Raw genomic sequence first — 25,741 nt, forward strand, 5'->3', positions numbered from 1 at the left:
TCTGTTTCTATGACTGCTGAACCCGTTTTGACGCCCGCCCGGCTGGCCGCGGCCTATTCCTACGCCACCTACCGCCAACTTATTGATAACCTGTTGGCCGAAGGCCGCACCACCGGCCCCAATCAGTCAGAGTCCCTCACGCACTACACCCAGCTGAACGTGCAGCGCATGGAGCGCCTCGACAAAACTACCAAGCTGCTGCCGGAGCTGGCCACGGCAGCGGCCCAGGTGCCCGGCCACTACGAGTGGCTCGTCATCACCGAGGGCTGGTGCGGTGATGCGGCCCAAATAGTGCCCGTGCTGGAGGCTGTGGCCCGGGCCAGCGGCGGCCGCATTCGCACGCACTACCTGCTGCGCGATGAGAACCCCGACCTCATGGACCGCTACCTTACGCGGGGCGGTCGGGCCATCCCGAAGCTGGTGGTGCTGGCGGCGGATACGTTGATTGAAGTTGCCGAATGGGGCCCCCGCCCGGTTATTGCCCAAACGCTGTATTGGGAGCTCAAAAACCAGCACCTGCCTTACGAAGACCTCGCCACGGCCCTGCACACCTGGTATGCCAAAGACAAAACCCGCAGCACCCAGCAGGAGCTGCTGGCGCTACTGCGCAGGCTCCATTCGCCAGCGGCGGCGTAACTTGAGGCACGTTTTACCACCCAATATTTCTTTAGTGAAACACTCCTACTTCCGGGGCTGGCTGCTGTTGCTGCTGGCCACTGCCTTCACCGCCCAGGCCCAGCTGGAGCCGGCGGCGCAGTACACCACCCTCACGCCCGCCCAGCTGATGGCCTGGACGAGCACCGGCGCCACCGCCCTGCCCGCTAACGTGAGCACCGTGCCCCTGGCCACCCGCCAGAACTCGCTCGCCGCCCAGCTCAACCCCAACCAGAGCTTCAGCGCGAAGGTGAACTGGTGCCCCGATGGAATGAACAACTTCGTGGGCTACCTCAACGAGCAGCCCCGCTTCAACCTCTACAACTTCACCCACTGGCAGTACATCGACGTATTGACGTGGTTTGCCAGCCCCGTCGGCATCCCGTGCCGGCCCTGGACCGAGGCCGCCCACCGCAACGGCGTCAAGATTATCGGTACCATCTTCACCGATGCGGCCGGCTTTAATACCCTGCTGCAGCGCGATGCCGCCGGCAACTACATCGGGGCGCAGAAGCTGGTGGACGTGGCCAACTACTACGGCTTCGACGGCTGGTTTTTCAACGAAGAATCGCAGCTGACCGCCACCCAGGCCACCGAGCTGATGAACCTGCTCAAGCGCCTGCAGGCCATTAAGCCGGCTGGCATGGAAATTCACTGGTACGACTCGATGCTGCCCAACGGCCGCATTGCGTACCAGAATACGCTGAACACTGCCAACGCCCCGCTGCTGCAGGACGGCACCGCCCGCGTGAGCGACGCCATTTTCACCAACTACTTCTGGCAGGGCGCTACTACGTTCAATACGGCCGTGGCTACTGCCAACAGCTTGGGCCGAAGCCCCTTCGACGTATACACCGGCGCCGATGTGTGGCCCGGCCGCAACCCTCAGCAGCTGTTTAACCAAACCACCTGGCTCGATAACTACTACACCAACGCCAACCCCGCCCAGCCCCGCACCTCGCTGGCCGTATTTGCGCCCAACATCACCTTCAACTCGGGCCTCACCAACTTCAACAACGACGCCGGCGACTACGTCAATTTCTACCGCGCCGAGCAGCGGCTGTTTGCGGGCAACGACTACGACGTGACCACCGCCGACGCCAGCGGCTGGAAGGGCTTCGGCCATTTCGTGCCCGTGCGCAGCGCCATCAATACGCTGCCCTTCGAAACCAACTTCTGCGTGGGCCAGGGCAAAATATTCGCCAACAATGGCGTGGTCGTGGCCCACGAGTGGACGAACATGGCCCAGCAGCGGCTGCTGCCCTCGTGGCAGTGGGCCAAAACCGGCGCCAGCACCGTGAGTGTGGGCTTCGATTTTAACCGCGCCTGGTACGGCGGCAACTCGGTGGCGCTGGCCGGCTCGCTGGCCGCCGGGGCCACGGCCACTGTAAAGCTCTACCAAACCAAGCTCACCTTGCAGAACTCGGTGAGCGTGGATGTAACGTACAAAGCTGCCACTGCCGGTCCCAGCAACGCCAAGCTGGCTTTGTATTTCAGCGACGACCTTAACAACCCGACACTGTTTGATTTGCCCGCCGTGACGGATACGCTCTGGACGACGACGAGCTACACGCTGACGGGCCTCGCCGCTGGGCGCGAGCTGGCCATTGTGGGGGTGCAGGCTACCTCGGCCACGGCCGTAGCCAGCTTCCGCACCAACCTGGGCAACCTGCGGATTTACAACGGCACCATCGCTCCGAGCCGCCCCACGGCCGCCTTCACCGCCAACAGCACTACCGTGCTGACCGGCCAGCCGGTGCAACTGGCCAACGCCTCCGTTGGCGCCACGTCCTTCACCTGGACCTTTGACGGCGGCACGCCCGCCAGCAGCACCGCCGTGCATCCCACCGTAACCTACGCCACGGCCGGCACCTATGCCGTGAAGCTGCGGGCCGAAAACGCCACCGGCCGCGACTCGCTCACCCGCACCAGCTACATCACCGTGACCACCGCGCCGCCGGCCGGCCGCAACACCTCGTTGCGCCTCGACGGCAGCAGCAAGTATGCCGAGGCGGGTACCATCGACCTGGGCAATGGCTCGGGGCTGAGCCTGGAGTGCTGGGTGAAAGCCAACACGTTTAAGGTTACCAACCCCTACATCTCCAGCCTGCTGGGCATGGAGGATGGCGGCAGCAACACCGCGCTGCTGCGCCTGGGCGATGCCGGAATCGACGCCAACCAGGTGCAGTTTGTGCTGCAGGTGGCCAATGCCACGCGCAAGGTGACTTCGGCAACGCGCCTCACGGCCGGTACCTGGTACCATATCGCGGCCACCTACGATGGCCGCACGATGCGCCTCTACATCAATGGCGTGCAGGATGCCTCGTTCGGGGCCATTGGCTTTCCGGTGGCTAATGCGCCGTTCTCGCTGGGCCGCAACAACTCCAGCCCCCGCATCCTGGACGGCTGGCTCGACGAGATGCGCGCCTGGACCCGCGCCCTGACGCCGGCCGAAATAGCCGCCAACGCCTGCAACGTGCCCCCGGCCTCGATGGCCGGCCTGGCCGGCTACTGGCGCTGCAACGACTCGCCCGCCCTGGCGGCCATCGACGGCTCGGGCAACGGCCACACCGCCCGCTTCGTGGGCCTCACGGCGGCCGACTGGTCGCTGGACGTGCCCACCGTCTGCGGCACCATCGCGGGTGTGCGCAACGGGCAGTCGGCCACCGGCCCGCGGCTGGCCATCCTCGGCAATCCGGCTACCGGCACCGAGGTGGAAGTAGAGGTGAGCCGCGCCGCTGGCCAGCCCGCCACCCTGCGCCTGCTCAACAGCCTGGGCGCCGTGGTGCTCACCCGCGAAGTGAAACCCGGCTCCGACGCCGCCCGCTACACGCTGCCGCTGCACGTGGCCCCCGGCATTTATCTGCTGGAACTGCGCACGGCCCTCGGCACCACGAGTGCCAAGCTGCTGAAAGAATAAGGCTTTAAGTTAAACGTAAAAACCCTGACTTCTGCTAGAGGTCAGGGTTTTTACGTTTAACTTAAACGTTCCCCGCACTGCCAGCAAAACGCCGCCTCGGGCCGGTGGCCGGTGGCCTGGCAGTGTGCGCAGGCGGCCTGCTTATACGCCGGGGCCGCCCCCGCCCCGTTGGGCAGCACCATCTGGGCCGACACGATGCCGGTGGGTACGGCAATGATGGCGTAGCCCATAATCATGAGCAGGGAGGCCAGGGTCTGACCCGCTATCGAGACGGGCGAAATGTCGCCGTAGCCCACCGTGGTCACCGTCACGATGGCCCAATAGATGCTTTTCGGAATGCTGGTGAAGCCGTGCTGGCCGCCTTCTACCACGTACATCAGAGCCCCAACCACCGTGGCCAGCGTGAACACGGCCGTGAGAAAAACGAAGATTTTGAAGCGGCTGGCCTTGAGCGCGGCCACGATAAACTCGCCCTCGCCCATGAAGCGGCCCAGCTTGAAAATGCGGAATACCCGCAGCAGCCGCAGGATGCGAATGACCAGCAGATACCGGCTGCTGGCCAGCGCCAGCGCCGCCACCGTGGGCACAATGGCCAGAAAATCAATAATGCCCAGCAAGCTGAAGGCGTAGGCCAGCGGCCGCCGCACCACCAGCAGCCGCAGCCCGTACTCGACGATAAACAGCAGGGTGAAAAACCACTCCACCGCCCGCAGGTAGGGCCCGTACTGCGCCGTGATGCTGCGCACGCTGTCGAGCATCACCGTGAGCACGCTCAGCACGATGGCTACCAGCAGGGCCGCGTCGAAGAGCCGCCCGGCCCGGGTGTCCGACTCGAAAATGACGCGGTAGAAGCTGAGCTGCCAGCCGGGCGTGGTGCTGCGGGGTTCGATTTTCATAAGGTAGGCCAACGGCTGCCCGTGCTTACGGCCCGCGCCGGGCAGGCGTTTCCGACGCCCCCGGCGCGCTCGTCAACGGCCCCGGAAACCCCGCCAATCGTTCCGGAACTGCCTCCAACGCTTCCGGGACGCCCGCCAATCGTTCCGGAAGCTCGCCAATCGTTCCGGAAACGCGTCCAACGCCTCCGGAAGCCCGCCAACGGTTCCGGAAACTCAGCCAACGCCTCCGGAAAGCCCGCCAATGCCTCCGGAAGCTTGCCAATCGTCCCGGGAACGCCGCCAACGCCTCCGGAAGTCCGCCAACGCCTCCGGAAGCTTGCCAATCGTCCCGGAAGCTCGTCCAACGCATCCGGAAGCTTGCCAATCGTTCCGGAAGCTTGCCAACGCTTCCGGAAGGGTATTCAACGGGTGCGGGGGCCGGTTCGGCGGAAGTGCTGAAACCGGCTTACTGCCCGGAAAGGCGGCCGATGCACTCGGCGGCCGTGCAAAGATGCCCGCCTTTAGCCCGCAAATCGGCCTGGGCGGCGGCAAAGCCCTCGGCGCTGATGGCCCGGGTGGCATCGGTGATGACGGTGGTGGCAAAGCCTTCGGCCAGCGCATCGAGGGCCGAGAAGTACACGCAGTAGTCGGCAGCCAGGCCGGCCAGGTACACCTGCGTCACGCCGCGGCCGCGCAGGTAGTCGGCCAGGCCGGTGCTTTTGCGGTGGCCGTTGTCGAAAAAGGCGCTGTAGCTGTCGATGTCCACGCTGGTGCCCTTGCGGAAAATAGCCTCCACGGCCTCCAGGTGCAGGGCGGGGGCCAGCTCGGCGCCGGGGCGGCCCTGCTCGCAGTGGTCGGGCCAGAGGGTCTGGGGCAGGCCGTGCAGCTCGATTTGCTCGAACACCTGCCGGCCGGGGTGGCTGCTGGCAAAGCTGTGGTGGCCCGGCGGGTGCCAGTCCTGGGTGGCCACCACGAGGTCGAAGTGCGGCTGCAAGGCGTTGACCAGCGGCAGAATGGCGTCGCCGTCGGGCACGGCCAACCGGCCGCCGGGCAGAAAATCAGTTTGAATGTCAATCAACAGTAGCGCTTTCATACGTAGGTAGGGGATGGGGGCGAGCAAGGCCCCGGGTAAAGCATTTTGGGAGGTATTACGTTTAACCGGCTGCTATCGTCTTTTCTTATGAGTGATTATTCTGCGCCCATCGCCCTGATTACCGGGGCCACGTCCGGCATCGGCCGCGTCACGGCTATCGAGCTGGCCCGGCGCGGCTACTGCGTGGTGCTGCTGGCCCGCAGCGCCGACAAAGCCGCTGCCGTGCAGGCCGAAATTGCCGCCCTGCCCGGCGCCGCGCCCGCCGAGGTGCTGCTGGCCGACCTCGCCGACCTGGGGCAGGTGCGCTACGCCGCCGCCCAGTTCAACGCCCGCTACCCGCGCCTCGACGTGCTGCTAAACAACGCCGGCCTCATCCTCGACGCCCGGCGCCAGACCTCACCCGACGGCTACGAGCTGGGGCTGGCTACCAACTACCTCGGCCCGTTTCTGCTTACGGCCCTGCTCCTCGACAAACTGCGCCAGAGCCCCGCCGCCCGCATCGTCAACGTGGCTTCCGAAGCCTACCACCTGGCCCGCCCGCAGCTCGACGACTTGCAGGCCGAACGCCACTACGGCGCCGCCCGGGTGTATGCTAATACCAAGCTCTTCAACATCCTCTTCACCCAGGAGCTGGCCCGGCGGCTGCGCGCCCACGGCATCGCCAACGTCACTACCAATGCGCTGCATCCGGGCGTCATTGCCAGCGGGTTCGGCGGGCAGTCGGGCAACTGGCTGGCGCGGCTCATTCAGCTGGCCCGGCCCTTCCTGCGCACCGCCGAGGAGGGCGCCCAAACCAGCATTTACCTGGCGACCGATGCCCGCGTGGCCGACGTCAGCGGCGGGTATTTCTCGGATAAAAAGCCGGTGGCCGTGCGGCACTCTTTCAACACCCCCGCCAACGTACGGCAACTGTGGGAAGCCACCGAGGAGTTAGTAGGAGTGGGGCTGCTGGCTTGAGCGGGGCTATTCTATCTGCTTGGCAAAGACGCGGTGGATGTTATTTGGGCGTGCGCGGCTGCTTTTCTGCGCTCCGCATGCCGCATATGGGCCCGGGGCCGCGCATCTTTGCGTTTCTACCCCCTTCCCTATGCAGTCTGCCCGTACCGTTTTGCTGGTCCGGCCCGCCCGCTTTGCCTTCAATGCAGAGACGGCGGCCTCCAATCATTTTCAGCGTTTACTAGCCGGCCTGAGTGCCGATGAAATTCACCGGCGAGCCTGCACCGAGTTCGATAACGTGGTGCACCAGCTGCGCGCCCGCCAGGTAAACGTGCTGGTGGTGGAGGATACGCCCGCGCCGCCCAAGCCCGACGCCATCTTCCCCAACAACTGGCTGAGCACCCACGCCGATGGCCGGGCGCTGCTCTACCCACTGCATGCCCCCAACCGCCGCCCCGAGCGGCGCGCCGATGTGCTGGAAACGTTATCCCAGCAGTTTCAGCTGCGCGAAATCGTTGATTTCTCGGGCCACGAAGCCGAAAACCACTTCCTGGAAGGCACCGGCAGCATCATTTTCGACCATCGGCACTGCATTGCCTACGCCTGCCTCTCGCCCCGCACCGATGCCGGCCTGCTGGGCGAAGTGGCCGGGCTGCTCGACTACCGGCCGCTGGTGTTTCACGCCACCGATGCCCAGGGCCAGGCCATCTACCACACCAATGTGATGCTCTGCATCGGGGCCGAATTCGCCGTTGTGTGCCTGGAAAGCATTCGCAACGAAGCCGAACAGCAGGCCGTGGCGGAGTCGTTGCGCCGCACCGGCCACGAGCTTATCCCCATCACGCTAGCCCAGGTGGCGCGCTTCGTGGGCAACATGCTCACCCTGCAGCCCGCCACCGGCCGCGAGCTGCTGGCCATGTCGCAAAGTGCCTTCGAGGCCCTGGCGCCGGAGCAGCGCACCCTGCTCGAACGCTACTGCGAGATGCTGCCGCTGCCCATCCCCACCATCGAAACCATCGGCGGTGGCAGCGTGCGCTGCATGCTGGCGGAGGTATTTTTGCCAGCGAAGAATTTATAAACCTGACCAGCCGCTTTGCGGCGGTTAGCCGACTGTAGTAGGGCCATCCAGGCGCGTGCGGGGCAGGGCCGTGGGGTAGTGCCGCTGAATGAAACCGACCAGGTGCTCGCGCACGGCGCAGCGCAAATCGAAGGCCCGGCCGGCGTCGGCCGCACTCACGAGCAGGCGCAGCTCCATCGTTTTCTCCTTCGAATCGGTGACTTGCAGGGCGCACACGCGCTGGTCCCACAGCGGCTGCTGGGCCACGAAGTGCTGCAGCTCCTGGCGCACGGCCTCCACGGGCAGCGTGTAATCGACGTACAGAAACACCGTGCCGATAAGCTGCGAGGTAGTGCGCGACCAGTTCTGAAAGGGCTTTTCGATGAAGTAGTTGAGCGGCAGCACCAGCCGCCGCTCGTCCCAGATGCGCACCACCACATAGGTGAAGGTGATTTCCTCCACGCGGCCCCACTCGCCCTCCACCACCAGCACATCGTCGATGCGGATGGGCTGGGTGAAGGCAATCTGGAAGCCCGCCAAGAAGTTGCTGATGGAGCGCTGCGCCGCCAGGCCCACAATTACGCTCAGAATGCCGGCCGAGGTGAGCAGCCCGGCCCCGAGTTTACGCACCGTAGCAAAGCTCATCAAAATAAGGCCGATGGCAAACAGAATGATGAGCGACAGCACCACCTTTTGCACGAACTGCAGCTGCGTGAGCAGCTTGCGCACCCGGAGGTTATCGGCCTGCTCAATCTGGTAGTGGTGCCGCACCACGTCCTGCGCCACGCGCAGGGACCGCGCCAGCACCCAGGCAAAGGTGCTGATAAGGCTGATTTCCAGAATGCGGCGCATCACCTCGCGGGCCGCCGGCCCCAGCGGAGCCAGCGGCAGCACCAGCGACAGCACCAGCACCGGCAGAAAAAACGCCGTAGCCCGCCCCAGGTGCCGGGCCACCGACGGCGCCAGCACCGCCCCCGGCTTGCGGCGGCAGTACGCCCGCAGCAGGGCAAACAGGATGACTTTCACCAAAAAGCCGCCCAACAGGCCCCCTGCCAGCACGCCCAGCGTGGTCAGAACCTCCGGGAAATTCTCAAAAAGCTGGTGTAGCAGTTCGCTCACTTTCTTCATACGCAATGGGTTGTTTCTACTTTGCCTCCTCCGGCCCAGACTGGTCGCTCACGGTTTCTACGGGGCGGCCAAGCCGGCGGTCGAGCCAGGTCATGACGGGTGTGGCAAGCACCCCGTGCAGCACTATCGAAACCAGCACCACGAACCCCGTGATGGCCCACAGCTGCCGGGCCTGCGGAAAATGAGCGTGTTGCAGCGCAAATGCGATGTAAAACAGCGAACCGATACCGCGGATGCCGAAACCCGAAATCACCCAGCGCTCGGTTATCGACAGGCGCGAGCCCAGTAGCGTGAGCATGCCCAGGGCCGGCCGCACCACCAGCACCAGCAGCAGGCCCAGCGCTGCCCCCTGCCAGGTGAGGGCGCGCAGCAAACCGCCGGCAATGGCGGCGCCGAGACAAGTCAGAATCACCACGATAAACAGGCGCTCGAGCTGGTCCGAAAACGTATGCATCTGCTTGTGATACTCGTGCTTCCGTTCCTTGCTGCGCACCGTGATGGCGGCAATGAACACGGCCAGGAAGCCATAGCCGTGCAGCAGCTCGGTGCCCGCATAGCTGATGAGCGTGATAGCCAGCGCCACAAAGCCGTAGCCGGCCGGCTTGAGCTGCATCTTGGCGGGCAGCTTGAAAATGAGGTAGGCCAGCAGCTGCCCCGACAGCCAGCCGGCCGCCAGCCCCACCACCAGGCGGTACAGCAAATCCTTCCACAGCCAGTGCAGCAGCACTTCGCCCAGCGACAGAGACCCGGGCAGCAAGGCAATAGCCAGCAGCACAAACGGAAACGCCAGGCCATCATTAAGCCCTGCCTCGCCGGTGAGGGCGAAGCGCACGGGGTCTTCGTGGCCCTCGTCGGGCTTGCCGAGTTTTATCTGCACGTCGCCGGCCAGTACGGGGTCGGTAGGGGCGAGGCTGGAAGCCAGCAGCAGAGCCGAAGCCGGGGCCAGCGCCACCAGCCACCAGCCTAATACCGCCAGCACCGCAATCGAGAGCACCATCAGGATGCCCACCAGTCGCAACGGCGTAGCCCAGGTGCGCCACGAAAACCGGTGGTCGATTTTAAGACCCGTGCCGGTGAGCGCCACAATCACGCACAGCTCAGTGAGATGCGTGGCGATGGCCTGGTGCTGGCTGGGGTCGGTGTTGGGGAAAGGGAAGGGCAGGATAAAGGCTAACATCCCCAGCCCGATGTACAGAATGGGGTACGACAGCGGGTACTTTTCCAGCAGCGAGGGCAGCCAGGCCACTCCCAGGATGGCTACGCCAATCAACAGTAATAAAATGGCATAAAGCGTCATGTAGCACCACAATAGTTCGTGGGCTATACGCAACTCCGGCGAAAGCAACGACTAGGCCGGATAGAATAGCCAAAACCAACTGCTAAAAAAAGGCAGTGCGCTAGGATTATGGCCGAAACGCTGGCTAGCTTTGAGCCGATTATGCGCCTGCCCCTGCCTTTTTGCTGCCCGTCTGGGTTTACTCTTGCGTTGCGCCTGTTGTTCGTGCTGTTGCTGGGCACTGGCAGCGTGTTCCGGGCTGCCGCTCAGGCGCCCGACTACCTGCCGTACTACTCGAAGGATACGTTGCGCGTGGCGCAGCTGGCTGCAACCCAGCGTGCGGCCGTGAAAACCTACTTCGCGCTGCCCAAAGAAGGCAACAGCGCCTACCGCGACCACTACCGCCAGGTGGTGCAGGAGGCCGCCCGCGACGTGTACAACTCCATTCGCTACTCGGCCCTGCTCGACCCTGTGATAGAGCCCTTTGTGCAGCAGGTATTTGCCCGTATTCTAAAGGCCAATCCGCAACTGCCTGCCGGCACCCGGCTGGTGCTCACCCGTAACCCCGAGCCCAACGCCCACGCCGTGGGCAACGGCATCGTGATGCTCAACGTGGGTTTGCTGCCGCGCCTCGAAAATGAAAGCCAGCTCGCCTTCATCCTGTGCCACGAACTGGCACACGTGGCCTGCCACCACATGGAAAATGGCTTGCACGAACACCTCACCACGCTGCACAGCAAGGACATGAAGCGCGAAATCCGGCGCATCATCGACTCGGAGTACAACATCAGCTCCCAGATAAAGGCCCTCGCCCTGGGCTTTTCCCTGAACACCAACTATCACCGCCGCCGCCACGAAAAGCAGGCCGATTCGCTGGGCTACGTGCTGCTGGCCCGCACCACCTACGACGCCCCGCAGGCCTACCGCGCCCTGCAGCTGCTCGATACCATCGACGAGCCCGAAACCACGGCCTCGCTGCCGCTGGCCAGTTACTTCAGCTGCGCCGATTTCCCCAAAACCTTCGCGCCGGTGCCGGACAAGCCTACGTCCATCTTCACGGTGCAAAAGACGGCTACGGCCTTGGAAACTACCGACACGCTCAAATCGCACCCCGACTGCGCCAAGCGCATGCGCTTCCTGCACACGCTGGCGCAGGGCCGGGTGGCCGAGGGTCCGCAGCCAGCCAGCTCGCCTGAGTTTGCGCGCATCCGATACGTCAGCCGGCTGGAGGTCATTCAAAGCTGGTTTGACTATGATTGCTACGACCACGCCCTGTTTGAGGCGCTGCTGCTGCTGCCTCAGCAGCCCGGCAACGCCTACCTGCACTCGGTAGTGCAGTTGAGCTTGTACGAGTTGCGCCAGCACCTGCAGGACCACACCTACAGCGAAGTAGTATCGAATAAATCAACCCGCAACCCGAAAAATTTCAACGAGTTGATTCACGTGCTGCACGGCCTGAGCTACGACGATTTCCGGGGCCTCAGCACCTGCTTTGCCCAGGCAACGGGCGCCGCCCCCGCCGCGCCCGCCGACGAATACGCCCTGGCCGCCCGCTACGCCAGCACCTCGCTGACCAGTGAAGCTACCGCCGCCGTCGTGCTCAAAGAGCAGTACCAGAAACAATATTCCGGCGGCAAATTCGATAAGCTATTGTTCCCGGCGCCTGCTAAGGCAGTGCGCCGCTAGCGAAAAGCTGTCACAACTCCCCACTCCACCAATTTATCATTCCACCAATCCACCCATTTATCTTTCAAACCTTTACTTCATGTTTTTTACCAAGCATTCGGCCCTGACGGCCGTCTTCGCCCTTGCCGTCGCCGCGGCATCGGCCCAAACCAAAACCGTGGACGGCATCCAGAACATGCGCCATTCGGCCTTGTCGCCCATTTATGCTGGCAATGAGGTCAAAGGCTACCTCATGTTTGGCCGCGGCGACAAAGCCGACCGCAAAAACGACAACTACCTGCTCGACTTCTACGACCAGGACCTGGCGAAAGTCTCCAACGTGACGGTGCAGAAGCCATCCGGCCGCTTCACGCTGCTCGACAACAGCTTCAACGGCTCGGCTTTCGCCTTTTACTTCTTCAACTCGAAGGACGAAACCCTGGAGCTCGAAACCTACGACACCAGCCTGAAAAAGCTGGGCACCAAGGTAATCGGCGAACTGACGAAGGGCGACAAAATGATGATTGCCAATCAGCAGAAGCTCGAAGACCCTTCCGCTGGCGGCATGATGGGCAGCGGTATGAGTTTGTTTCCGGTGCCCGGCCAGGGCTTCGTGCGCAACGGCTACACCGGCCTGATGAAAGGCTACACGCTGGCGATGTACGACGACAAGCTGCAAATGAAATGGCGCGTGACCTCGCCCGAAAACTCGAAGCAGTACGAAACCGTGGGCATCACCGAAGCCAGCGATAAGTACCTGTTGGGCATGATGATGCGCCGAGACGGCCTGATGTCGCGCACAATCAATGCGTCGATGGTAGCGTTCGACGTCGCCACGGGCAAAAAGGTGCTCGACCAGCCCGTTGAAACCAGCAAAACCGAGCAGCTGTCACTCAGCTCGTTTTCCTTCGACCCCGAGAAACGCGAGTTCGTGGCCGTGGGCGAATACTACAAGCCCGACGATAAGCCCTTCGTAAACAAAAGCCTGGGCTTCTACATCAAGCGCTTCAACGAGCAGGGCAAGGTGGTGAGCACCAAAAATTACGGCTGGCAGCGCGAAGTGGCATCCCTGATGCCGGCCGAGGCCAAGCCCAGCCTCGAAGACAACTACGTGAACTACACGCACTCCATCACGAAGGGCGCCGACGGCAAGGTTTATATCGTTTCGGAGCAGTACAAAGTGGTGGGCGACGGCCTGGGCATCGCCATGACCGCCCTGGGCGGCCGCGGCGCCAACGTCACCAAAGGCAAAATCGGCAACCTCTTCGTGTATGAGATTGACCCCCAGGGCAAGCTGACCGGCGTGAAATTCTACGCCAAAGACCCCTCGACGGCCACGCTGCCCGCCGGGTCCAGCTACATGAGCGCCGGCATCATTGGCCACATCATGAAGATGCAGGGTGATTTCGACTACCAGTTCCTGCAGAAAAACGACGCCAATACGCAGTTCAACGCCGTGTATATCAACTTCGACAAGGAGAAAGGCGCCGCCACGAAGCGCGTCATCGGCGACATTGCCTTTGGCAACAACGGCAAGTATGCCGTCGATAAAATCGACATGACCAGCGATGCCAACTACTCCTACCTGTACCCCGCCAAACCGGGCTACGTGATGATTGCCGACTACTACAAAAAGAAAAACCAGCTCGGCATGAAGCTGGTGAAGCTCAACATCTGAGTTAACCTTCAGGTATAGAAAAGCCCGGCCACTGGCCGGGCTTTTTTGTGTTTAATTATTGCAGTTTCCGCTAACAGCAGGTCGTCTCGCTGGGCGCGCTGGGCGCTTGCATGGCCCGCCACTCGTCTTCCAGAATACCCATTTCCACTAGGCTCCAGTATTCGTCGCCGTGCCGGGCCACGTCGCGCATAATGCCCTCCTGCTGAAAGCCCGCCTTGAGGTAGCAGCGAATGGCGGCCTCATTAAACGTATAGACTCCCAGGCTGATACGGTGCAGCTTCAATTCCTCGAAGCCCACCCGGAGCAGCGCCTTTATCATCTTGGCGCAGATGCCCCGGCCGCGCTCGGCCTGGCTGCCCACTAGCACCCTCGTGATGCGCCCGGAGTTGTCGCGCTGGCTGATGCTGCCCAGCGAAATGTGGCCCACCACGGTTTCGGTTTTGCTATCAATGGCCTTATACACAAACACCTCGGGCCGGGTGAAGTCGTTAGCGCCTTCCAGGTACCACACCAGCGATTCCTCCGTTAGTGGAAACGAGAACAGTGAGCCCGACCATTCTTTCATCAGCCGCTCGTCGTTAATCCACTCGATGAGCTGGTTGAAATCGTCGGGGGTGAAGGGCTCGAGGCGAATCATTGGCGGGGAAAAAGGAGGGGCCGGCCGCCTTGCTACCGCGCAAGGCCACCGGCCCGAAAAATTCGGATTGCAAACCTAAGCCCAACCGCAGCTATTTGTTCGCTACCGGCGCCACATTCAGCCCCAACACCTCGTGCGTGAAGCTGCGAACCTCGGCCAGCAAGGCCGGGTTGTCGTTGAGCGACTGGCCGAACGAGGGAATCATGCGCCGCCATTTCTCCTGCCACTCGGGCCAGGCTGCCTGCTCCGGAAAGCAGCGCTGAATAAGGCTAATCATAATGCTGACGGCCGTAGATGCGCCCGGCGAGGCCCCCAGCAACGCCGCCAGCGAACCATCGGCTGCACTCACCACCTCGGTGCCGAATTCGAGTACGCCGCCTTCCTTGTCGTCCTTTTTGATAACCTGCACGCGCTGTCCGGCCATGGCCAGCTCCCAGTCTTCGGGGTGAGCGTTAGGCATATACTCGCGCAGGGCGGCCAGCCGGTCGGCGTCCGTCTGCCGCACCTGGTTGATGAGGTAACGGGTGAGCGGGATGTTTTTCCAACCCGCAATGAGCATCGGTCGCATGTTGCCCAGCCGGATGGACAGCGGCAAATCCAGAAACGAGCCCTGCTTCAGAAACTTGGTGCTAAAGCCCGCGTAGGGCCCAAACAGCAGCTCGCGCTGCCCGTTTATCATGCGCGTATCGAGGTGGGGTACCGACATGGGCGGCGAGCCCACGGCCGCCTTGCCGTACACTTTGGCGTCGTGGCGCTCAATTACTTCGCGATTGGTGCAGCGCAGCCACTGCCCGCTCACCGGGAAGCCCCCGAAGCCCTCGGCTTCGGGAATATCGGATTTTTCGAGCAGCGGCAGCGAGCCGCCGCCCGCGCCGATAAACACGAATTTACCGTCGATTTTTAGCTCCTCGTCGTTCACGCGTTGCTTAGCCTTCACGCGCCAGCCGCCGTTTTTGCGCTTCAGGCTTTCCACCTCGTGGTTGAAGTAAAAAGTGACGCCCGGCATGTCCTGCAGCAGCGTAAACATGCCCCGCGTGAGCGAGCCAAAGTTTACATCGGTACCCAGCGCCATGCGCGTGGCGGCCACCGTCTGGCCGGGCGGGCGGCCTTCCATCACCAGCGGCACCCAGCCGCGAATCTGCTGCGAATCAGTGGAATGCTCCATACCCGCGAACAGCGGCGACTGCGTGAGCGCGGCGTGGCGCTTACGCAGATATTCCACGTTGTCATCGCCCCACACGAAGCTCATGTGGTCGATGTGGTTGATGAAGCGGCCCAACTCCTTCACCTGGTACTGCTGCGCCAGGTAAGCCCAGAACTGCTTCGATACCTCAAACGACTCGGCAATGCCGATGGCCTTGCTGATATCGATGGAGCCGTCGGGCCGTTCGGGGGTGTAATTCAGCTCGCAAAAGGCAGAGTGGCCGGTGCCGGCGTTGTTCCAGGCGTCGGAGCTTTCGGCGGCCGCCACGTCGAGGCGCTCGATGATGGTGATGCGCAAATCGGGCTGTAGTTCTTTCAGCATCATGCCGAGCGTGGCGCTCATGATGCCGGCACCAATGAGGATAATATCGGTGGGGGCCGGGGTAGGGGAGAAATCGGGATTCATCGCAAACAAAGAGGCGGAAAATTCAAAAGCAGTACGAAAAAACACACGGGGAGTGAGGTTTTTGGGGAGAAAGTAATTATTTTATCCCCCACAATCGTTACCGGTAACGATTGTGGAAATAAATATTTTGCCGGGCGTTTTTTTTCTCCGATTATCTACCTATCATTGTCATAATCAAAGGCCGATGAAAAGCTCGCTTTTCTGTGCCTCGCTCCCGAAAAGGGTTGCGGAAACGTATGTGAAAATGGAAATAGAAATGGAAAATGGACGCAAAGGTGCCGGGCCCTGCCCGGCATTTTTGTTTGGGGTCGGCAAGGCATAAGGCGCGGCGGCGCTACCTTGCGGCATGTCTCCCGAAGCCGACAATCTGCCCCTGCTGAGCCTGCCCACCCGCGCCGACGCGGCCGACCCCGCCACCCTGCGCCTGCTTATCCTCTATACCGGCGGCACCATCGGCATGACCGTGAACCACGCCGGCGAGCTGGTACCCATGCAGTTCGAGCGCATCGAGCACAAGATGCCCGACCTGCAGCGCTTCCCCCACCACCTCACGCTGCTCTCGCTGCCCGAGCCCTTCGACAGCAGCAACGTCACGCCCGCCGACTGGCTGTTCCTGGCCCAGCTCATCGGCCGGCACTACGCCGATTTTGACGGCTTCGTCATTCTGCACGGCACCGATACGATGGCCTATTCGGCCGCCGCGCTCAGCTATTTGCTTGAAAATCTGGGCAAGCCCGTGGTGTTTACCGGCGCCCAGGTGCCGGCTGGCCGCTCCCGCTCCGATGCCCAGCGCAACCTTATTTCGGCGCTCGAAATTGCCGCCGCCCGCCACCCGCGCGCCGGCACGGTGCGGGTGCCCGAGGTGTGCGTGTTTTTCAACGACGTGCTTATTCGCGGCACGCGGGCCAAGAAGGTCGAGAGCCAGCAGTTTGCGGCCTTCAAAAGCGAGAACTACCCGCCGCTGGCCCGCGCCGGCATCGGCCTCGATTTCGCCGACAAAAGCATTCGTCTGCTGCCCGCCGCCCGCCTGCGCATCCACGAAACGCTGGAAACCGGCGTGGCCGTGCTGCCCCTGTTTCCGGGCATCACGGAGGCCGTAGTGCGGGCCGTGCTGGGTGTGCCCAACCTACGCGGCTGCGTGGTAGAAACCTATGGCTCAGGCAACGCGCCTACCACGCCGTGGTTTATCGCGGCGCTGGCCGAAGCCCGGCAGCGCGGCGTGTGGCTGCTCAACGTGAGCCAGTGCGAGGAGGGCCGCGTGGTGCAGGGCCTCTACGAAACCAGCGCCCATTTCCGCGACCTCGGCATCATCGGCGGCGACGATATCACCACCGAGGCGGCCGTGACGAAGCTCATGTTTGTGCTGGGCCTGGGCCGCAATGCGGCCGACACGCGCCGCCTGCTGATGCAGGATTTGCGCGGCGAAATCACGCCCTGAGTGGTGACTTTGAGGCGTTGAGGCTTCCGGCAAGCGTAATAAGCCAAAAATCACCACTTCACCATTTCACCATCTCACCGCCACGGCGTATCTTTGCCCCACAAACCACGACCCAGAGGGGTGTCCGAGTGGTCGAAGGAGCACGCCTGGAAAGTGTGTATAGGTCTCAAGCTTATCGAGGGTTCGAATCCCTTCCCCTCTGCTAAAAGCCACGTTTCTAATTAGAAACGTGGCTTTTTTTCTTTTGGGGCTGCTAGTCCTGCGGGTGTCGTTCCGGGGCAGGCATATCTGCTGCTCACTTAGCGCGGCGCTCGGGTGTGGTGGCGTTGCCTGGCTTGCGATTATCACCCGCAGGCGGCCCGAGGTAGCTGGTTGGAAGCGGTCCCTGACTCACCACCAGCTTTTCGAGCACCACGCCGGGGTCTACGCGCCAGAATTTGAGGATGTGCGAACCGGCTGCTACAGCCGGGTGCTGCGTGGTTTTGAGAAAGATATTCTCTGCCACCGCCTTATTCCAGAGCTGGTTGACGTAATCCACGGCCAGCCCCGTGTGCAGGTTCACCACCTGCGGCGCTTCGTCGTCGACAGACACCGCATAGCGCAGGCCGCCGCTGTTGGTGAAGTCCAGCGTGGGCGCGAGGTAGGCGCTGACTGTCACCGGGCCGCTCTGAGCCAGCGTAATGCGATACTCCAGGTGCGGGCTGCTGCCGCCCGGCGCAGTTGTGGGCGCGGCCGTGACCGGAAAAGTCGTCATGGCCCCCAGGGTGCGGCCCAAGTCGGGCAGGTGCTGCCAGACGATAGGGCCGGCGGTGACGGCCCGGCTGTAGTGCTCGGCTTCCAGCGCAATATAATTTGCTGACAGCGTAGCTGATGGTGGAGCAACTGGAGTGCCGGTCGGCTGCAGAAAGACTTCCGGCATCTTATCCTCATCGGGCTGCTGCCAGCTGGTGTAGCCAATGTGCGTTTGGTCCATCATGTGGTCCCACTTTCCGCCCAGTAGGCTGTGATAGTGGTTTTTAATTTCGGCGTCCTTTGCATACAGCGCTTTGGCGCGGGCAGCCAGTGCGGCGGTGTTGGCCTGCCCGTTTTTGGCGGCGGCGTGGTTCAGAGCCACAGTATAGTACAGCTCGTTGAGGTTGGCGCAAGCCTGCACCGGGTGGAGTACCAGCTCGAAATAGGCGTCGCGGGCAGCGGCAGGTAACTGCTGGTTAATGGCCTCAGCGCGGCTTAACAGCGCGTTGTAATCGGCAGCCACGGTGGCCCACTCGTTGAAATTGAGCAGGCTGTAGGTGTCAGCCGTGAGCAGTTCCGGCTTGCGGCGGGCGTTGTACTTGGCGTATTTAGCCAAAATGTCGGCAATGTCGGCTGCGTGTTGCGGGCCGAATTGCCGGGCGGTCCAGCGCCGGGTGTAGGCCGCCACGCCTTCGGCCGGGATGGCCGCCGGGTTCCAGGCGTAGTCGAGAAAGAAGCTGATGGGCAGCTCCATCGGCTTGAGGTCGCCCACGTTCACAATCCAAATCTGCTTGGCGCCGTACTCGTGGGCCAGGTGCATCTGCTCCCAGATGCGGGGCAGCGGATTGGTGTTAAGCCATTTGTAGTTGCGCGGGGCGCCCACGTAGTCGAAGTGGTAATAGATGCCGTAACCGCCGCGCCGAGGTTGGTCGTCGAGCTTGGGCAGGCGGCGCAGGTTGCCCCAGTTGTCGTCGCAGAGCAGCAGGGTCACGTCGTCGGGCACGCGCATGCCGCGGTCGTAGTAGTCTTGCACCTCCTTGTAGAGCGTCCAGAGCTGGGGCGTCTGGTCGGCGGACCGGTGGGTTTCTTCGGCCAGAATCTGGCGCTGGTCGTTGACAATTTTCTCGAGCAGGGCAATGTTGTTTTCCTCGCTCATGGGCTCGTCGCCGTCGCCGCGCATGGCCAGCGTCACGATGCTCTCGCGGGTGCCCATGTTGCTGATTCCCTGGCGCCAGAAGCGGCGCAGGGTGGTGTCGTTGGTCTGGTAGTTCCAGGGGCCGTGGCCGTAGCGTTTCCACTCCTGCTGGGCGCGCTGCATGGGCTCGTGGTGGGATGTGCCCATCACGATGCCGTATTCGTCGGCCAGCGCGGGGCTGCGCCGGTCGTCGTCGTTGAAGGCGTTGCCCCACATGGCGGGCCACAGATAATTGCCCTTCAGGCGCAGAATCAGCTCAAATACATGGCCGTACATCTGCGAGTTGATGCCGCCGAATTTCTCCTTTGCCCAGCCGCTCAGCGCCGGGGCTTCGTCGTTCAGAAAAATGCCCCGGTACTTCACCGCCGGCTCGCCCAGCGAGTGGCGGGTAGGGGAGATGAGCAGCGTACTTTGCGGCTGCACCGGCACATCGGCCCACCAGTACCACGGCGACACGCCAATCTGCTGCGAGAGGTCGTAGATGCCGTAAATCGTGCCGCGCTTGTCGCTGCCGGCAATCACCAGCGCCCGCGCCACACCGGGCATGGGCTGCTCCACCACTTGGCGCACAAAGGTTTCCCACTTGCCGGCTATGCCCGTTACATCCAGCTTCTGCTGTTGCACCAGCTGGTCGATGAGCAGACTTTTGCCTAATGTACCGATGATTACAATTTCGATTCCGGCCGGTTTTTCGATACTGAATACCGGTTGAATTTTGGTCACGCGCTGCACGTCGGCCTGCAGGTCGTGGGCGGCGCGGAGCACGCCCGGCCAGTCGCTGGCGCTGGCGTAGATAGTGGCTGCTTTGCCTTTGGCTGCTAGGATAAAATCCCCCGGTTTTTTCGTCAATGATTTACTTTGAGCCAAGCTCATGCCGCTTGCTAGCAGCACCAGTATCAGCAATAGCGAATAGGCTTTCAGCGTTTTCATGGCGTGTAACCAAATTGATAAGAGCTAGAATTTTACCACTTCCCAGTAAGCCTTTTTAGGCTTCTGCTGCTGGTCAAACAGCAGCGGGTAATTCTTGCGGCCCGGCACCGGGTAGGTATCCAGCCAGGTGTATTTGTCGGAGATGTTCCAGAAGGTGATGCCTGTCAGCACGTCTTTGTAATCCCGGAACACTTTGAAAAACATTTTGTACTGCGCCGCCTGCCGCTGCTCCGCTTCGGCCGAGTAAGCGTCCGATTCGCCCGGGCGCTTTTCGCGCTTGTTCTTTTCCCAGGGGTATATCGACACGTCCAGCTCCGTAATCTGCACCTTCAAGCCCAGCGAGGCAAAGCGTTCAATGGCCGTGCGCAGTTCCTTTTCCGTGGGTTCCTGCAGCGACCAGTGGCCCTGCAGTCCGACGCCATGAATGGGTACGTTGTCGTCTTTCAGCTGTTTGAGCAGCTTATAGATACGTTCCCGCTTCTCGGGCCGCTCGGTGTTGTAGTCGTTGTAAAAAAGAACGGCCTGCGGGTCGGCCGCGTGGGCGTAGCGGAAGGCCTCGGCAATGAACTCCGGACCGCAGATTTGCAGCCATTCCGAGTTGCGCAGCAGCTGCGTGCTGTCGTCGGCAATGGCTTCGTTTACCACGTCCCAAGCGTAGATTTTGCCCTTGTAGCGCTTCACTACGGCGTCGATATGGTCGTGCAGGTGTTTGAGCAACAGTGCTTTGTTTGCCGGATTGCTCGCCGTGTCCTTAAACAGCCACGGTGGCGTCTGCTCGTGCCAGCAGAGGGCGTGGCCGCGCACGCGCAGCTGATGGGTTTGGGCATAGCTTACGATGGCGTCGGCCGGGCCCCAGTTGTAGCGGTTTTCCTCGGGATGGATGGGGCCCATCTTCATGTCATTTTCCGGCGTCAAGCTGTTGAACTGCTGGCGGATGAGGGCTGATTCTGCCGGGTCTTGCAAGGCCTGCGGCGACACGGCTACGCCGATAGGAAAGTAGGCTTGGTAGTAGTCTTTCAGGCCTTTATCAACTGCCACTGGCTGGCTGCCGCCTACAATCAGGGCCGCAAACAGCAGCCCAACCATTTTCAATGGGAGGTTATTCATCGAAGGAAATGCGTGAGTTATCCGCTGCCAGCAGCTTGCGCTACCGGGTGCTAAGCGCTACCAGTACAGCGTGTACAACGTAGTAAGGATGACAAGGATGGCTATGGAGCCAATCACGAAGCTGCGCTGCGGGCGGAACATGCTGGCATCGACTTCCAGACCGTTGGTTTTCACGCCGCGGCTGGTTTGTAGCAGGCTGATAATGACCATCACGATGATGCAGAGCACGAACACGAAGCCCATGCGGTCGAGGAAGGGAATTTCGTAAACGCCGGCCTCATTGGGCACTGCGAAGCCGAGGGGGGCCAGGAAGGAAAGGTCGGTCAGGCCGGGCAGGAACTTAAAGAAAACCGAGAGCATAAACCCGCCAATGGTGGCAAACATAGCCGCCGCAGAGGTCGTCTTTTTCCAGAAGAAACCCAGGATGAACATGGCAAAAATGCCCGGCGATACGAAGCCCGTGTACTCCTGAATGAACTCAAAACCACCCTTTTTGTCGATGCCCAGGTGCGGCGCAATGACCACGCCCAGCAGCATGGCCACCACCACGGCAATTTTGCCCACCCGCACGAGCTGCTTTTCCGAGGCCTCGCGGTTGAAGATTTTCTGGTACACGTCGAGGGTGAAAATCGTGGCGATGCTGTTGGCCTTGCCGGCCAGCGAGGCTACCACAGCCGCCGTGAGCGCGGCGAAGGACAAGCCCTTCAAACCCACGGGCAGAATGTTGAGCAGCACCGGGTAGGCGCGGTCGGGGTTCAGGTTGGCGCCTTCGCCGAACTCGGTGGCGCCGAACACGTCCTGCTTGTAGAGCACGTAGGCGGCAATGCCGGGCAACACCACAATCACGGGCATGAGCAGCTTGAGGAAAGCGGCGAAAAGCAGGCCCGAGCGGGCGGTGGGCAGGTCGGCGCCAAGGGCGCGCTGGGTGATGTATTGATTGCAGCCCCAGTAGTTTAGGTTCACAATCCACATCCCACCGAGCAGCACCGTGAGGCCCGGCAGGGCGTTGTAGCTGGGATTTTCGCGGGCCAGAATCATGTGGAAGTGGTCGTTGGCCTGGCTGGTCATCAGCGAGAGGCCGTTGAGCACGCCCGACTGGCCGTTGTGCTCGGCTACCAGGTTAAGGGCCAGATAAGTAGTAGCCAAACCGCCCAGAATCAGGAAGAACACTTGGATAACGTCGGTGAAACCGATAACCTTCATGCCGCCCAGGGTGATGATGACGGCGAAGGCCGCCAGCGCGTAGAGGCAGAAGTTGAGGTCGAGCCCGGCGATGCTGCTCACGGCGATGGCGCCGAGGTAGAGAATCGAGGTCAGGTTGACCACCACGTAGAGGGCCAACCAGAAGATGGCCATTATCATAGCCACCGTACCGTTGTAGCGCTGGTGCAGAAACTGCGGCATGGTGGCAATGCGGTTTTTCAGGTAAACCGGGATGAAAAACACTGCCACGATAATGAGCGTGAGGGCGGCCATCCACTCGTAGGTGGCGATGGCCAGGCCCATTTTGAAGCCCGAGCCCGACATGCCCACGAACTGCTCAGCCGAGATGTTGGAGGCAATGAGCGACGAGCCGATGGCCCACCACGTCAGGGAGCCCTCGGCCAGGAAATAGTCCTTTGAGTCGCCTTCCATCGTGCCGTCGTGCCCGGTTTTGCGGCGGTAAATCCATATACCGTAGCCCGATACGATGAGGAAGTAGATAAAAAAGACGACGTAGTCGAGGGTCGCTAACTGGTGCTGCATAAATCGATTGGGGCCACGCCTGTGAATGGCTGACGCGAAGAACGGAATTAAAAGCTACCGCTCAACGCGAGCGGCAAAACATTCCCGGCCAGCCGATTTCTTGTTCCCACCATTCGGCGGCCGGCCGGGTCTGTTTTAGAATATTAAATGTATTGGTTGATAAGGCTTTCCAGCCACTCCTGCTTGCCGCTGCGCTGCACGGGCTCGCCGCTGGCGTGGGCAATGCGGCGCAAATCTTCCAGCGTGAGCTGGCCCTTGGCGAAGGCCGCGCCCTCGCCCGAGTCGAAGGAGGCGTAGCGCTCCTGGCGGAATTTGCGGTAGGCCGATTTTTCGAGGATGGCGTCGGCCGTGACGAGGGCGCGGGCGAAGGTGTCCATGCCGGCGATGTGGGCAATGAAAATGTCCTCCAAATCGGTTGAATTGCGGCGGGTTTTGGCGTCGAAGTTGATGCCGCCCTGGGTGATGCCGCCGTGCTCGAGGATGATGAGCATCGACTCGGTTATCTCGTTTAAATTGTTGGGAAACTGGTCGGTATCCCAGCCGTTCTGGTAGTCGCCGCGGTTGGCGTCGATGCTGCCGAGCAGACCCGCATCGGCCGCCACCTGCAGCTCGTGCTGGAAGGTGTGGCCGGCCAGCGTGGCGTGGTTTACTTCGAGGTTCAGCATGAAGTCGTTTTCGAGGCCGTGGGCCTTCAGGAAACCGATGACGGTGGCGGCGTCGAAATCATACTGGTGCTTGGTGGGCTCGGCGGGCTTGGGCTCGATGAAGAACTTGCCGGTGAAGCCCTGGCGGCGGGCGTAGTCGCGGGCCATGGTCAGGAAGCGGGCCATGTGCTCCTGCTCACGCTTCATGTTGGTGTTTAGCAGTGTCATGTAGCCCTCGCGGCCACCCCAGAACACGTAGTTTTCGCCATCCAGGGCAATGGTGGCGTCGATGGCATTGAGCACCTGAGTGCCAGCGTGGGCCAGCACTTGGAAGTCGGGGTTGGTGCTGGCGCCGTTCATGTAGCGCGGGTTCGAAAATACGTTGGCCGTGCCCCAGAGCAGCTTGATGCCGCTGGCATTCTGGTGCTCGCGGGCGTATTCGACGATGGCGCGCAGGTTGCGCTCGTACTCGGCCAGCGAATTGCCTTCGTCCACCAGGTCAACGTCGTGGAAGCAGTAGTAGGGCGTGCCGAGCTTGGTAAAAAACTCGAACGCAGCGTCCATTTTGTCCCTGGCGCGGCCGATGGCCTCGTGGTGGGCGTCCCAGGCAAACTGCTTGGTGCCGGGGCCGAAAGGGTCGCCGCCGTTGCCCACGAAGGTGTGCCAGTAAGCCGTGGCGAAGCGCAGGTGCTCCTTCATGGTTTTGCCAGCCACGAGGCGGTCGGCGTTGTACCATTTAAACGCCAGTGGGTTATCGGATTCGCGGCCTTCGAATTGAATAACGTCGATGCCGGTGAAGAATTCGGTTTTGGAGAGCGTGCTCGTTGACATAAGTCGGGGAAGATGAAATGGATGTTATTGATTTTTGAGACGTTAGATGTTAGACATGAGACAGTAGACTTTTCGCCGGAACAGCGTCTACAGCCTCATGCCTATTGTATAGGGTCTTACTAAAGGCCTGTTTCCAGTGCTGATAGGCCACCTGGTACTGCGCCTGCAATTCCGGCTCGGGCGCCAGCGTGAGGATGCGCTCCAGCCCACCGAAGGCCTCGGCCGGGCTGGCAAACACGCCCGCCCCGACGCCCGCGCCGCGCGCCGCGCCCTGGGCGGCGTCGGTGTCGTAGAGCTCCAGGGTCACGTTGCCGGTGTTCACGAAGGCCTCGCGGAAGACCGGGCTCAGGAACATGTTGGCGCGGCCGGCGCGCACGGTAGTCACCTGCACGCCCATTTGGCGCATGATTTCCAGGCCGTAGATGAGGGCGAAAACGATGCCTTCCTGCCCGGCGCGCAGCAGGTGGGCGCGGCTGTGAATGTTGAAGTTTAGGCCCAGCAGCTCGGCGTCGGTGGGGCGGTTTTCGAGGATGCGCTCGGCGCCATTGCCGAAGGGCAGGAACAGCAGGCCCCCGGCGCCGATGGGTGCCTCAGCGGCCAGGCGGTTCATCTCGTCGTAGGGCAGCTCGCCCACCATCCGGCGCAACCAGCTGTTGAGGATGCCGGTGCCGTTCATGCACATCAGCACGCCGTTGCGCGGCGCGGCGGCGGTGTGGTTGACGTGCACGAAGGCATTCACCCGCGAGTGCGGGTCGGAAGTAGGGGCCTCGGTGATACCGTACACCACGCCCGAAGTGCCGGCGGTGGCGGCGATTTCGCCTGGCTGCAGCACATTGAGGGAGAAGGCATTGTTGGGCTGGTCGCCGGCGCGGTAGCTCACGGGCGTGCCTTCGGCGAGGCCCAGCTCGTGGGCGGCGGTGGCGCTCAGGCGGGCCTGCACGGCGAAAGTATCCACCACTTCGGGCAGCAGCGCGGGGCTGATACCGTAGTAGTCAAGTAATTCCTGGGCAATGGCCTGCTCCTTAAAATTCCAGAACACGCCCTCCGAGAGGCCCGACACGGTGGTTTGAAGCTGGCCGGTGAGGCGGAAGGCGATGTAGTCGCCGGGCAGCTGGATTTTGTGGATTTGGGCGTACACCTCGGGCTCGTTTTCCTGCACCCACATCAGCTTGGAGGCGGTGAAATTGCCGGGCGAATTCAGGAAATTTTCGAGGCAATGCGCTTCGCCCAGGGCCTCGAAGGCCTGATTGCCAAGGCCTACGGCCCGGCTGTCGCACCAGATGATAGCGGGGCGCAGCACCTGGCCGTCGTGGCCGATGAGCACCAGCCCATGCATCTGGTAAGTTATGCCGATGCCGGCCAGCTGGGCGGGGTCGAAGTCGTGGGCGGCGCGGAGCTCGGCGGTGGCATTCACCACTTCCTGCCACCAACGCTCGGGGTCTTGCTCGGCCCAGCCGGGCTGGGGTACCTGCATGGCCATTTCCTGGCGCGGTGAGGTGGCGGCGGCCACGCAGCGGCCGGTGTCGGCATCCAGCAGCGCGGCTTTGATGGAGGAGCTACCGATGTCGTAGCCAAGGAGGTATTTCATGG

18 protein-coding genes and 1 tRNA gene are annotated in these 25,741 nt (G+C 62.1%); 8 read left to right on the forward strand and 11 right to left on the reverse strand.

Annotated elements, in window-relative coordinates:
• The first annotated feature begins 9 nt into the window (after nt 1-9).
• Both Q5H93_RS18265 and Q5H93_RS18270 read left to right on the forward strand, forming a co-directional pair.
• Nucleotides 10-636: a thioredoxin family protein gene (locus tag Q5H93_RS18265; protein ID WP_305008081.1), complete on the forward strand. Its 627-nt coding sequence runs from the start codon at nt 10-12 to the stop codon at nt 634-636.
• 34 nt (nt 637-670) lie between these two features.
• Nucleotides 671-3,574, forward strand: coding sequence for an endo-beta-N-acetylglucosaminidase (locus Q5H93_RS18270; protein WP_305008082.1), 2,904 nt, complete (start codon nt 671-673; stop codon nt 3,572-3,574).
• A gap of 56 nt (nt 3,575-3,630) precedes the next feature.
• Here Q5H93_RS18270 and Q5H93_RS18275 read toward each other — a convergent pair whose 3' ends face one another.
• Both Q5H93_RS18275 and pncA read right to left on the reverse strand, forming a co-directional pair.
• On the reverse strand, nt 3,631-4,470 hold the full coding sequence (locus Q5H93_RS18275; RefSeq protein ID WP_305008083.1) for an ion transporter: 840 nt from the start codon (nt 4,468-4,470) through the stop codon (nt 3,631-3,633).
• A 445-nt stretch (nt 4,471-4,915) separates the two neighbouring features.
• Nucleotides 4,916-5,542 (reverse strand): bifunctional nicotinamidase/pyrazinamidase, encoded by a 627-nt coding sequence (gene pncA / locus Q5H93_RS18280; RefSeq protein WP_305008084.1) that lies wholly within the window; start codon nt 5,540-5,542, stop codon nt 4,916-4,918.
• 87 nt (nt 5,543-5,629) lie between these two features.
• On the opposite strand from pncA, the gene Q5H93_RS18285 reads away from it, so the two are divergent.
• Together Q5H93_RS18285 and ctlX are read left to right on the forward strand one after the other, a co-directional pair.
• Nucleotides 5,630-6,499 carry an SDR family NAD(P)-dependent oxidoreductase gene (locus tag Q5H93_RS18285; protein ID WP_305008085.1) on the forward strand — a complete coding sequence of 290 codons (870 nt, stop codon included), beginning with the start codon at nt 5,630-5,632 and terminating at the stop codon, nt 6,497-6,499.
• A gap of 130 nt (nt 6,500-6,629) precedes the next feature.
• Complete coding sequence (gene ctlX, locus Q5H93_RS18290; protein ID WP_305008086.1) at nt 6,630-7,556, forward strand: citrulline utilization hydrolase CtlX; 927 nt, start codon at nt 6,630-6,632, stop codon at nt 7,554-7,556.
• A 24-nt stretch (nt 7,557-7,580) separates the two neighbouring features.
• Here the strand turns inward: ctlX and Q5H93_RS18295 are convergent, their stop codons facing one another.
• Together Q5H93_RS18295 and Q5H93_RS18300 are read right to left on the reverse strand one after the other, a co-directional pair.
• Complete coding sequence (locus tag Q5H93_RS18295) at nt 7,581-8,663, reverse strand: mechanosensitive ion channel family protein (protein ID WP_305008087.1); 1,083 nt, start codon at nt 8,661-8,663, stop codon at nt 7,581-7,583.
• Between the two features lie 16 nt (nt 8,664-8,679).
• Nucleotides 8,680-9,960, reverse strand: a complete 1,281-nt coding sequence (locus Q5H93_RS18300; RefSeq protein WP_305008088.1) for a cation:proton antiporter — start codon at nt 9,958-9,960, stop codon at nt 8,680-8,682.
• 189 nt (nt 9,961-10,149) lie between these two features.
• On the opposite strand from Q5H93_RS18300, the gene Q5H93_RS18305 reads away from it, so the two are divergent.
• Both Q5H93_RS18305 and Q5H93_RS18310 read left to right on the forward strand, forming a co-directional pair.
• Complete coding sequence (locus Q5H93_RS18305) at nt 10,150-11,625, forward strand: M48 family metallopeptidase (RefSeq protein WP_305008089.1); 1,476 nt, start codon at nt 10,150-10,152, stop codon at nt 11,623-11,625.
• A 79-nt stretch (nt 11,626-11,704) separates the two neighbouring features.
• Nucleotides 11,705-13,282, forward strand: coding sequence for a DUF6770 family protein (locus tag Q5H93_RS18310; RefSeq protein WP_305008090.1), 1,578 nt, complete (start codon nt 11,705-11,707; stop codon nt 13,280-13,282).
• Nucleotides 13,283-13,352: 70 nt separating this feature from the next.
• Here Q5H93_RS18310 and Q5H93_RS18315 read toward each other — a convergent pair whose 3' ends face one another.
• Together Q5H93_RS18315 and Q5H93_RS18320 are read right to left on the reverse strand one after the other, a co-directional pair.
• The gene (locus Q5H93_RS18315; protein ID WP_305008091.1) at nt 13,353-13,919 is read right to left on the reverse strand and encodes a GNAT family N-acetyltransferase; all 567 of its coding nucleotides are present in this window, start codon (nt 13,917-13,919) and stop codon (nt 13,353-13,355) included.
• A gap of 91 nt (nt 13,920-14,010) precedes the next feature.
• Complete coding sequence (locus tag Q5H93_RS18320) at nt 14,011-15,528, reverse strand: malate:quinone oxidoreductase (RefSeq protein ID WP_305008093.1); 1,518 nt, start codon at nt 15,526-15,528, stop codon at nt 14,011-14,013.
• Between the two features lie 346 nt (nt 15,529-15,874).
• Here Q5H93_RS18320 and Q5H93_RS18325 point away from each other — a divergent pair, with 346 nt between their 5' ends.
• Both Q5H93_RS18325 and Q5H93_RS18330 read left to right on the forward strand, forming a co-directional pair.
• Nucleotides 15,875-16,966: an asparaginase gene (locus Q5H93_RS18325; RefSeq protein ID WP_305008094.1), complete on the forward strand. Its 1,092-nt coding sequence runs from the start codon at nt 15,875-15,877 to the stop codon at nt 16,964-16,966.
• 114 nt (nt 16,967-17,080) lie between these two features.
• A tRNA-Ser gene (locus Q5H93_RS18330) sits at nt 17,081-17,168 on the forward strand.
• Nucleotides 17,169-17,261: 93 nt separating this feature from the next.
• Here Q5H93_RS18330 and Q5H93_RS18335 read toward each other — a convergent pair.
• The 5 genes from Q5H93_RS18335 to Q5H93_RS18355 form a co-directional block, all read right to left on the reverse strand.
• Nucleotides 17,262-19,823, reverse strand: coding sequence for a glycosyl hydrolase 115 family protein (locus tag Q5H93_RS18335; protein WP_305008095.1), 2,562 nt, complete (start codon nt 19,821-19,823; stop codon nt 17,262-17,264).
• Nucleotides 19,824-19,847: 24 nt separating this feature from the next.
• Complete coding sequence (locus Q5H93_RS18340; RefSeq protein ID WP_305008096.1) at nt 19,848-20,930, reverse strand: endo-1,4-beta-xylanase; 1,083 nt, start codon at nt 20,928-20,930, stop codon at nt 19,848-19,850.
• A gap of 57 nt (nt 20,931-20,987) precedes the next feature.
• Nucleotides 20,988-22,676, reverse strand: a complete 1,689-nt coding sequence (locus Q5H93_RS18345; protein ID WP_305008097.1) for a sodium/sugar symporter — start codon at nt 22,674-22,676, stop codon at nt 20,988-20,990.
• A gap of 143 nt (nt 22,677-22,819) precedes the next feature.
• Nucleotides 22,820-24,151: a xylose isomerase gene (gene xylA, locus Q5H93_RS18350; RefSeq protein ID WP_305008098.1), complete on the reverse strand. Its 1,332-nt coding sequence runs from the start codon at nt 24,149-24,151 to the stop codon at nt 22,820-22,822.
• 49 nt (nt 24,152-24,200) lie between these two features.
• On the reverse strand, nt 24,201-25,739 hold the full coding sequence (locus Q5H93_RS18355; protein WP_305008099.1) for a xylulokinase: 1,539 nt from the start codon (nt 25,737-25,739) through the stop codon (nt 24,201-24,203).
• Nucleotides 25,740-25,741 lie beyond the last annotated feature (2 nt).

The sequence above is a fragment of the Hymenobacter aranciens genome, from assembly GCF_030580865.1.
In the GTDB taxonomy this organism is placed as follows: Bacteria; Bacteroidota; Bacteroidia; order Cytophagales; family Hymenobacteraceae; genus Hymenobacter; species Hymenobacter aranciens.

What these genes read in the sequence shown, in the direction of transcription:
- Q5H93_RS18265 (WP_305008081.1), top strand. Translation starts at nt 10, where the DNA reads ATGACTGCTGAACCCGTTTTGACGCCCGCCCGGCTGGCCGCGGCCTAT.
- Q5H93_RS18275 (WP_305008083.1), bottom strand. Translation starts at nt 4,470, where the DNA reads ATGAAAATCGAACCCCGCAGCACCACGCCCGGCTGGCAGCTCAGCTTC.
- pncA (WP_305008084.1), bottom strand. Translation starts at nt 5,542, where the DNA reads ATGAAAGCGCTACTGTTGATTGACATTCAAACTGATTTTCTGCCCGGC.
- Q5H93_RS18285 (WP_305008085.1), top strand. Translation starts at nt 5,630, where the DNA reads ATGAGTGATTATTCTGCGCCCATCGCCCTGATTACCGGGGCCACGTCC.
- ctlX (WP_305008086.1), top strand. Translation starts at nt 6,630, where the DNA reads ATGCAGTCTGCCCGTACCGTTTTGCTGGTCCGGCCCGCCCGCTTTGCC.
- Q5H93_RS18295 (WP_305008087.1), bottom strand. Translation starts at nt 8,663, where the DNA reads ATGAAGAAAGTGAGCGAACTGCTACACCAGCTTTTTGAGAATTTCCCG.
- Q5H93_RS18300 (WP_305008088.1), bottom strand. Translation starts at nt 9,960, where the DNA reads ATGACGCTTTATGCCATTTTATTACTGTTGATTGGCGTAGCCATCCTG.
- Q5H93_RS18310 (WP_305008090.1), top strand. Translation starts at nt 11,705, where the DNA reads ATGTTTTTTACCAAGCATTCGGCCCTGACGGCCGTCTTCGCCCTTGCC.
- Q5H93_RS18315 (WP_305008091.1), bottom strand. Translation starts at nt 13,919, where the DNA reads ATGATTCGCCTCGAGCCCTTCACCCCCGACGATTTCAACCAGCTCATC.
- Q5H93_RS18320 (WP_305008093.1), bottom strand. Translation starts at nt 15,528, where the DNA reads ATGAATCCCGATTTCTCCCCTACCCCGGCCCCCACCGATATTATCCTC.
- Q5H93_RS18325 (WP_305008094.1), top strand. Translation starts at nt 15,875, where the DNA reads ATGTCTCCCGAAGCCGACAATCTGCCCCTGCTGAGCCTGCCCACCCGC.
- Q5H93_RS18335 (WP_305008095.1), bottom strand. Translation starts at nt 19,823, where the DNA reads ATGAAAACGCTGAAAGCCTATTCGCTATTGCTGATACTGGTGCTGCTA.
- Q5H93_RS18340 (WP_305008096.1), bottom strand. Translation starts at nt 20,930, where the DNA reads ATGAATAACCTCCCATTGAAAATGGTTGGGCTGCTGTTTGCGGCCCTG.
- Q5H93_RS18345 (WP_305008097.1), bottom strand. Translation starts at nt 22,676, where the DNA reads ATGCAGCACCAGTTAGCGACCCTCGACTACGTCGTCTTTTTTATCTAC.
- xylA (WP_305008098.1), bottom strand. Translation starts at nt 24,151, where the DNA reads ATGTCAACGAGCACGCTCTCCAAAACCGAATTCTTCACCGGCATCGAC.
- Q5H93_RS18355 (WP_305008099.1), bottom strand. Translation starts at nt 25,739, where the DNA reads ATGAAATACCTCCTTGGCTACGACATCGGTAGCTCCTCCATCAAAGCC.